Source organism: Desulfonatronospira sp. (genome assembly GCA_003563255.1).
In the GTDB taxonomy this organism is placed as follows: domain Bacteria; phylum Desulfobacterota; class Desulfovibrionia; order Desulfovibrionales; family Desulfonatronovibrionaceae; genus Desulfonatronospira.
Window position 1 is genome coordinate 1 of the sequence record PWSL01000254.1, and the last position, 8,003, is coordinate 8,003.

Annotated in this window: 7 protein-coding genes and 1 pseudogene; 1 reads left to right on the plus strand and 7 read right to left on the minus strand. The window is 54.7% G+C overall.

Features of this window, described 5'->3' with window-relative positions; all coding sequences use genetic code 11:
• The first annotated feature begins 214 nt into the window (after positions 1-214).
• Complete coding sequence (locus QZP87_RS07400) at positions 215-1,153, plus strand: four helix bundle suffix domain-containing protein (RefSeq protein WP_291322282.1); 939 nt, start codon at positions 215-217, stop codon at positions 1,151-1,153.
• Here the strand turns inward: QZP87_RS07400 and QZP87_RS07405 are convergent.
• From QZP87_RS07405 to QZP87_RS07435, 7 genes and pseudogenes are all read right to left on the minus strand, one after another.
• Entirely contained in the window at positions 1,150-3,444 is a 2,295-nt protein-coding gene (locus tag QZP87_RS07405) for a response regulator (protein WP_291322283.1), read from the minus strand. The two genes, QZP87_RS07400 and QZP87_RS07405, sit on opposite strands and share 4 nt — an antisense overlap.
• Before the next feature lie 21 nt (positions 3,445-3,465).
• Positions 3,466-3,873 carry a response regulator gene (locus QZP87_RS07410; protein WP_291322284.1) on the minus strand — a complete coding sequence of 136 codons (408 nt, stop codon included), beginning with the start codon at positions 3,871-3,873 and terminating at the stop codon, positions 3,466-3,468.
• Positions 3,874-4,077: 204 nt separating this feature from the next.
• Positions 4,078-5,160 (minus strand): chemotaxis response regulator protein-glutamate methylesterase, encoded by a 1,083-nt coding sequence (locus QZP87_RS07415; protein ID WP_291322285.1) that lies wholly within the window; start codon positions 5,158-5,160, stop codon positions 4,078-4,080.
• 66 nt (positions 5,161-5,226) lie between these two features.
• The gene (locus QZP87_RS07420; RefSeq protein ID WP_291322286.1) at positions 5,227-5,745 is read right to left on the minus strand and encodes a chemotaxis protein CheD; all 519 of its coding nucleotides are present in this window, start codon (positions 5,743-5,745) and stop codon (positions 5,227-5,229) included.
• A gap of 157 nt (positions 5,746-5,902) precedes the next feature.
• Entirely contained in the window at positions 5,903-6,769 is an 867-nt protein-coding gene (locus QZP87_RS07425; protein WP_291322287.1) for a CheR family methyltransferase, read from the minus strand.
• Between the two features lie 88 nt (positions 6,770-6,857).
• Positions 6,858-7,391 (minus strand): chemotaxis protein CheW, encoded by a 534-nt coding sequence (locus tag QZP87_RS07430; protein ID WP_291322288.1) that lies wholly within the window; start codon positions 7,389-7,391, stop codon positions 6,858-6,860.
• 82 nt (positions 7,392-7,473) lie between these two features.
• Positions 7,474-8,003 (minus strand): annotated as a pseudogene (locus tag QZP87_RS07435) (chemotaxis protein); the annotation flags it as partial.

An 8,003-nucleotide genomic window follows, 5' to 3' on the forward strand; every position in this document is an offset into this window, starting at 1 on the left:
CCCATGATCCCGGCCATGGGGGTTCGGATCACGTGACTCATATTGGCCAGGAATTCGCTCTTGGCCCTGCAGGCCGCCTCGGCCTGCTCCTTGGCTACTATAAGCTCAATCTCGTCTTTTTTACGTTTATCTATCCTGAACTGCTTCGTAAATCAACAGTTGCTTATCCAGACTCGTTTCAGGTGCATACGCTCTGGGCCTTGCTGCAGCTTTTTTGGGCTTGATTTCGGGGCAAAAATCTGAATATATCCAGGGCATGGGTGAGCATATGATCATACCTGCCCACGGCGGGTTCAAAAAGCTGCGCAGCTTCGCGGTATCACTGGCCGTGCATGACGGCACGGTGATTTTCTGTGAAAGATTTATCCGCAAAACCTCCAGGACCAGGGACCAGATGGAGCAGGCCGCCAGAAGCGGAGTACAGAATATTGTGGAAGGGTCCCTGGCTTCAGGCACCTCGAAAAAAACCGAGCTGAAGCTGACCAACGTGGCCAGGGCCAGCCTGGGAGAGCTGATCCAGGACTACCAGGACTATCTGCGCCAGAGAGGCCTGCAGATCTGGGACAAGGATTCCAGGATAGTCCTGGCCATGCGCCGGCGCCTGGCCGGGAGACTCCCTCCCCCACAAAACGCCCCGTACCCGGACAAAGTCTCGCACCAGGCTCAGGAATTTCTGGATGAGCCACTGCTGGCTGCCCTGACAGCCATGCGCATAAAGCCCGCAGAGACCTGCGCCAACATCATGCTCTGTCTGACCAACCAGGCAAGCTTCCTGCTGGGCAGGCAGCTTAAGCGTCTGGAAAAGGATTTTCTGGAAAAGGGCGGGATAACCGAGCGTATGTATCATGCCCGGTCCCGGTCCAGGCAGGGAGGAGTCCGGGAGCCTGCAGCGCCCTGGAATCCGGAAGCGAGGGCTCTGGGCATGTCGGACACGTCGGACATGTCGGACTACTCAGACCTGTCGGACATGTCGGACACGTCGGACACGTCGGACACGTCGGACATGTCGGACTACTCAGACCTGTCGGACATGTCGGACACGTCTGACACGTCTGACACGTCTGACCTGTCGGACTACTCAGACCTGTCGGACACGTCGGACACGTCGGACACGTCGGACCTGTCGGACCAATCAGACACCTCGCCCTTTTAGCCCTCCTGCAGAAGTGAGCGGATCAGCCTGGAAAACTCCCCCATGCTGAAAGGCTTCTGCATCACGGCATCAGCCTGACTGCCGCAGTGTTCCTGGATGTCTGCACCGGCGTGCCCGGTACACATGATTATGGGCAGGCCGGGTCTGAGCCCCCTGACGCTTTTGACCAGGTCTTCCCCAGATATCCCCGGCATACTTAGATCCGTTACCAAAAGGTCATACCCGTCGGGATCCCTGCGCAACATCTCCAGGGCCTGCTCTCCACTGGAAATACCCCTGACCTTGTAACCAAGACTTTCTAAGGCCCGCACACCCCAAAGGACAATATCCTCCTGGTCATCCACAAAAAGTATGCTTCCCCGTCCTCTCTCCATCCCCCCGGATTGATACTCCAGCCGTGCCGAGGCGGGGACGTGTACAGCAGCCTCCTGTAAAGCGGGGATATAGACTCTGAACAGGCTTCCCTTCCCTGGTGTGCTGACGACCTCTATATGCCCGGCTAGTTCCTGCACTATCCCGTGGACCACTGAGAGTCCCAGGCCTGTGCCCTTGCCTCTGGGCTTTGTGGAAAAGAATGGGTCGAAAATTCGCTCCAGAATTTCCGGCTCCATGCCATACCCGGAATCCTGGACCTCCAGGAGCAGATACCTGCCCGGGGCCAGGTCATGGCCGGCTTCCATGCAGAAATCGTTCAGATCTGCAACCTTCAGACCCACGCTTATATCCCCCCCCTTTGGCATGGCCTGCAGGGCGTTGGTGCACAGGTTCATGGCTATCTGGTGGATCCAGACCGGATCGGCTGTGACCATGGGAGTATCTTCTTCTATGTCCGAATTCACCTGGATATTGGCTGGAACAGTGGCCCCCAGCAGCTTCAGGGCTTCTTTCAGGACGGGCTCGACCTGCATGGGCGCCTTGACTGTCTCCTTCTGCCCGCTGAAGGTCAAAATCTGCTGCACCAGGTCCCTTGCCCGCTGCACAGTGCCCAGGGCGCTTTGCAGGTACTCCCTGGGGCGTCCATGGTCAGGCATTTTAAGCAGGGCCAGTTCGGTAAAGCCCTGGATACCCATCAGGGAATTGTTGAAATCATGGGCTATCCCCCCGGCCAGTGTGCCGATGGCCTCCATTTTCTGGGCCTGCTGCAGCTGTTTCTGGAGATGCTGCCTTTCGGTGATATCCCGGACCATGAGCACGTAATTGACAATCACACCGCTTTGTTTGTTTTTAACCGGGGAAACAGACACTTCCACCTCCCGGGTGTAGTCGTTTTTGTCAACCAGCGTCAGCTGTTTCCTCAGTGGAGCCCTGTCCCTGTCTTCATAAATCCCGCCGCCCGGTTCCATGTCGGCGTACATTGCCTCCTTGAGCTTGGTTATGAGTTCACTGGCCTTGAAACCGCTGGTTTCGTCAAAAAAAGGATTGACGTAAACCACCTTGAGGCTGCTGTCCGTGAGAACTATTCCCTCCCCGCTCTGCTCCAGGGCCTCGGCCTGCATTGATGTCTGTTCCAGAAGCTCCACCAGCTTGTTTTCAACCCGCTTCTGCTGCGTAACATCCTGAAAGACTCCGCTGATCACCCCGGGGCTGTCCATACCCGACATCTGGCCCTGTATCCTGATAAAACGCTCTTCCCGGTCTCTGCGCCTGAAACTTAGATCCATTGAAAACAATTTATCTGGAGCAAGGGTACGCAACCTGCTTTCCAGGTTATTCATATCCCCCGGGGAGAGGTGGTTCTGCATAACCTCGCTTTCCATGGGCTCCTGCCCAGGGGTATATCCCAAAAGTTCCATGGCGGAGGGAGATAAAAAAAAGTGCCCGGTAAGAGGATTATATTCCCAGTAACCAAGACCAGCCCTGGACGCGGTACTGACAAAGTGCTGCTGACACCCGCCGGCATAAGCGCTGTGGCTGATTCTGAAGCGGACCCTGGCGGCAAGTTCTCTTTGATCCAGAGGTTTGAAACATATCTCATCCAGACCCAGGCCGGCCGCCTCCTGACAGGCCCTAAGATCCGTCCGGCTCAAGTCGGCCAGCAAAACAAGTCTGGCATCCATTTTCCACTTGTGCTCTCCCATGAGACGCACCAGTTCCAGCCAGGACATATCGGAAATGAACTGGTCAAGAATGATGAGGGTAAAGGGCCTTGCCCGGCAAATTTTCAGGGCTTCACTCCCTGAAAAGACTTCCTGCACCTGACTGCGCATCAGTCCTGACAGATCAAGGGCCTGCAAAACCTTTTCCCGGTCCCCGGCTTGAAGGCCTACAAGCAGAATTGGCCTGGCCTGCATAGTTACCTCTAGTCAGTTTTCTCAAATGCTTTTGAGATTAAAACCGAGCTTTTCCAACTCCTCATAAAGCTTTTGCTCCCGGATGGGCTTGACCAGGTAGGAACTGGCTCCGCCGGAGTAAAAGGCCCGCACCACGTTGCGGGGATCATCCAGGGCGCTGACCATGATCACCTTGGTCTCCCCGAAGCCCACAATCCCCCGGGAACGCTCATAATCCCTGATCTGCTGCAATGCATCCTGGCCGTCAAGGTCAGGCATCATAATATCCAAAAGAATCAGGTCGTAAGGTTTCTTTTCCTCCCAGGCCATTCTGAAACAATCTACTGCTTCCTTCCCGGTGGTAGCCTCGTCGCATTCCCCATATTGCTGCATAAGCCTTTCCAGGCTTTTCCTGGTAACAAAATCATCTTCCGCAATAAGAACTCTCATAAACACCCCTCTAACTCCAACTTATTAGTTTCAAACGCGGACCATGCCCGAAACCCAAGATAATACAGTGCTCTTATCCCGGTTGGGACAGTCCCCGCGACAACATTTTTTTGGTTACTGCAATCTCTCAAACATCTCAGCGACGAAAAAACCGGTACCCCGGAGGTCAATAATAAGGTTCGCTGTAGTGCTGACGTTTATTGTCTATTTCAAGGCCTTGAGCACCTGAGATGCTATCTTTTCCAGAGGCAGTTCCTCATCCACCGCCCCCAGTTTTCTGGCCTCCTGGGGCATGCCGTAGACCACGCAGCTTGCCTCATTCTGACCTATGGTATAGGCCCCTGCATCGTGCAGTTCCTTCATCCCGCTGGCCCCGTCCGAACCCATCCCGGTCATGATCACCCCCACGGCGTTTTTCCCGGCATACCTGGCTGCAGAACGGAAAAGCACATCCACCGATGGCCTGTGCCTGGATACCAGGGGACCGTCCTTGATCTGGACGTAGTACCTGGCCCCGCTGCGTTTTAAAAGCAGGTGCCTGTTGCCCTGGGCTATTACCGCCCTGCCCCGCAGGACCGGATCATTGTCTGCAGCCTCCTTGACGCTGATGGTGCAGATACCGTCAAGCCTCTGGGCAAAGGCCCTGGTGAAATGTTCCGGCATGTGCTGCACCACCACAATTCCAGGACAGTCCAGGGGCATGGCTTCCAAAAGTATTCTCAAGGCCTCGGTCCCACCGGTGGAAGCCCCTACCACCACCACCCTGTCCGTGGTCTGAAACATTTCCCTGCCTTTGGCGGGCCCTGGAATGACTGCATCTGCGCTCAACTTGGGCTCTATGCGCATGGACTTTCCCGACGGCCTGCGCCGTTTTGCGGACAGGTCCGCCTGAAAGGCCGCTTTGACCGCATCCACTATGCGCACCCTGGCTTCTTCAAAAAACTTTTTTGTACCCAGCCTGGGCTTGGTGATGATTTCCACGGCCCCGGCATCCATGGCCTGCAGGGTCAGTTCGGAATTCTTCTCGGTCAGGGAAGAGCAGATAATCACCGGCATGGGGTGCTGGCTCATGATCTTGCGCAGAAAAGTGAGCCCGTCCATGCGGGGCATTTCTATATCCAGGGTGATCACATCCGGAACGTCCGACTCCATCTTTTTGGCGGCTACGAAAGGGTCCGAAGCCGTGGCCATAACCTGGATCTCTGGATCTGAATCAAGAATGTCGGCCAGGGCCTGGCGTACCAAGGCGGAGTCATCAACGATCATGACCCGAATTTTTTTGCTCATGATTTATCGCCTGAAGATAAATGGTTAACTGTGCCGGAAAAATCCCTGGAGGCGGTTTAAAACTGACTACCGGAAGCTGGAGTTGATTTTTTTCACCCACACCTCTCCCAGAGCGGGATAAAACACCAGCCTCCTGCCCTTACCTCCGCCCACCTCCACCACCCGGGGCCTGATATTGAAACTTTTCAGAGTGTGCAGGGCGCACAACACGTTTGACTCCCCCACACTTCGGCACAGGCCCCGCTCATAAACATCCGGGGTATACATACGCGAGCCTCCGAAGACCTTGACCTCCAGGTCCATGGGTCTCTGGTCCATACCAGAAAACCTCTCCAGAACCTCTTTTATGCTGCTTCGCACATACCACCCCGGGCCGTGGTCGAAATGGGCGTACCCGGAAGCAGGATCCGGAAGCACGGCATGGGTGATGGCCCCAACCTGCAGTTCCGAAGAGTAGAAGGTCACGGACACGCATGATCCCAGCACAGTGATCACGGCTACCGGCCGATTGTCTGAAAAAAAGAATTCCCCCTGCTTCAGATAGATTCTGGGGCACTCAGAGTTTATTTTCAGGTCTTCCTGCATGCTGCAAACAACACCTTCAGTGCCAATATAACGATGATACATCGTATCTGTCTGGCTTTGCATGTCGCATGGAGGAAAGCACTCCGGCACTCCTCCAGGCAGGAAGCCGGAAGCATTCCAGGCTGCAGTGAACAGAGAGACATCTTAAAAAAAACAATTATATTCTCTTATAAATCGTGGGCCGGATCTGTTTCAAAGGCAGATCCATCCCGCTCAAGGTTTCCGAATGCCCGATAAAAAGATGACCTCCGTACTCAATAAATTTGGAGAGCTTACGGAAAAGGGCTTCCTGTACGGGACGTTCAAAATAGATGATCACGTTGCGGCAGAATATAAGGTCCATCTTCTCCCGGAAGGAAATATCCTGGATGAGGTTAAGCTCCCTGAATGAAACCCTGCTCCTCAGCTCCGGGACTATCCTGACCAGACTTCTCTTGCGGTCCCTGCTTCTTAAAAGGTATTTCTTGCGCATCTGACCTGGTATCAGTTCAGCTCCCTGTTCCGTATAAACCGCCCTCTGGGCCTCGTTAAGGACCTGCCTGGAGATGTCAGTGGCCAGGATCTGGTAATCGAAATGCTGGTGCCTCAGAGCAAACTCGTTTAAGACCATGGCCAGACTGTACGGTTCCTTGCCGTTGGAGCACCCTGCACACCAGGCCATGAGCCTGCCGCCTGAGGGGTGTTCTTCCATCCATTCAGGCAGCAGTTCGTTGTACAGGATTTCAAAATGATGCGCCTCCCGGAAAAAATCCGTCTTATTGGTGGTCACGGCATCCACCAGGTGCGGCATTTCCAGTTCCAGGCCCTTGAGACTGAAAAGATACTCTTTGTATTCGTCAAAACTTGCCATGTTCAAACTTCGCAGTCTTTTGCCGAGCCTGGACTCCAGCATGGTTTTCTTGGCCGGAGGCATCTTAATTCCAAACTCGGTCTGGATGAATTCGCCCAGACTCTTGAACTCTTTGTTGGTCATGGGCCTGGGTACAGACCAGCGTCTGTCCTCTGCATTCTGGATTTCATTCATGATTGCAGCATCTCTGGGAATAAACCCCGGCTAAGATTTTGAACTGCAGCCGGCTGAACACAATTGCGTACAGCCGGCTGCTTCAGCCTCAGCCCTGCATGCCGACGTTGGTCGAGGCTCTGTTTTCCGGCATATGTCTTACGCCGCTTTCAGCAATTGATGATAGTTCTTCCATGCTGAATACGGCCTGAATATCCAGGAGAATGACGAAATTCTCCTCGAGTTTGCCGAGTCCGCGGATGAATTTCATGTCGATGGTACTTCCAAGCTTTGGGGTGTCTTCTATCTGGCTGGGCGGAATGTCCAGGACCTCCTGTACCCCGTCCACCAGGGCCCCCATGATGCTGGATTCTCCGTCATAACTGACCTCCACGATAATTATGCAGGTATCCACTGTCTGCTCCCCTTCATCAAGGCCGAACTTCTTGCGCAGGTCAACTACCGGAACGGGACGCCCCCGCACATTGATCACTCCACGCATGTAATCGGCTGTCCTGGGGACCTTGGTGATCGTGGTATACTCCAGGACTTCCCGCACCGAATCGATACTCAGTCCGAAAAGCTCCTGATCCAGGTAGAAGGTCAGATAGGTATCGCTGTAGCTTGTGCCTTTGTCAGTCATAAGCACTCCTTGAACCGAACCTGAGCGGTTATCTGTTGCTGGTTGTTATTTTAGAATGCGGCATCAGCATGCCGCCCGGGCCTCAATAGCGCTCAAACTCCTGGTCTTCGGCGTCCTCAGACTGCATATTCAGCTTCAGACGGTTGCCGGTCTTTCTGGTTGCCTGCCTTGGAGCTCTTTGCTGGTCTCTTCTGTCCTCTCTTACCATTGCTTTGCTCTGGGACTTGCGGGCCTGGGGTTTCTTTGACTGCACGCCCTGCCCGCGTCTGGATTTGCCCCCGTTATCGCTCAGGACAAAGAAGCTGATGGTATCCTGCAGCTGCTGGGCCTGGCTGGACAGCTCCTCGGCAGTGGAGGACAGCTCTTCCGAAGCGGAAGCATTCTGCTGCACCACCTGGTCCAGTTGCTGGATGGCCTTGTTGATCTGCTCCGCACCGGATGTCTGTTCTCTGGAGGATGCGCTTATCTCCTGGACCAGGTCCGCGGTTTTCTGGATGTCCGGGACCATCTTCTTGAGCATCTCCCCGGCCTTTTCCGCCACCTGCACGCTGGAGGCGGAAAGTCCGCTGATCTCATTGGCCGCCTGGCCACTACGTTCGGCCAGTTTGCGCA

Bases quoted from the DNA above. Each gene is read 5' to 3' on its own strand.
- QZP87_RS07405 (WP_291322283.1), bottom strand. From the start codon at position 3,444: ATGCAGGCCAGGCCAATTCTGCTTGTAGGCCTTCAAGCCGGGGACCGG.
- QZP87_RS07410 (WP_291322284.1), bottom strand. From the start codon at position 3,873: ATGAGAGTTCTTATTGCGGAAGATGATTTTGTTACCAGGAAAAGCCTG.
- QZP87_RS07415 (WP_291322285.1), bottom strand. From the start codon at position 5,160: ATGAGCAAAAAAATTCGGGTCATGATCGTTGATGACTCCGCCTTGGTA.
- QZP87_RS07420 (WP_291322286.1), bottom strand. From the start codon at position 5,745: ATGCAGGAAGACCTGAAAATAAACTCTGAGTGCCCCAGAATCTATCTG.
- QZP87_RS07425 (WP_291322287.1), bottom strand. From the start codon at position 6,769: ATGAATGAAATCCAGAATGCAGAGGACAGACGCTGGTCTGTACCCAGG.
- QZP87_RS07430 (WP_291322288.1), bottom strand. From the start codon at position 7,391: ATGACTGACAAAGGCACAAGCTACAGCGATACCTATCTGACCTTCTAC.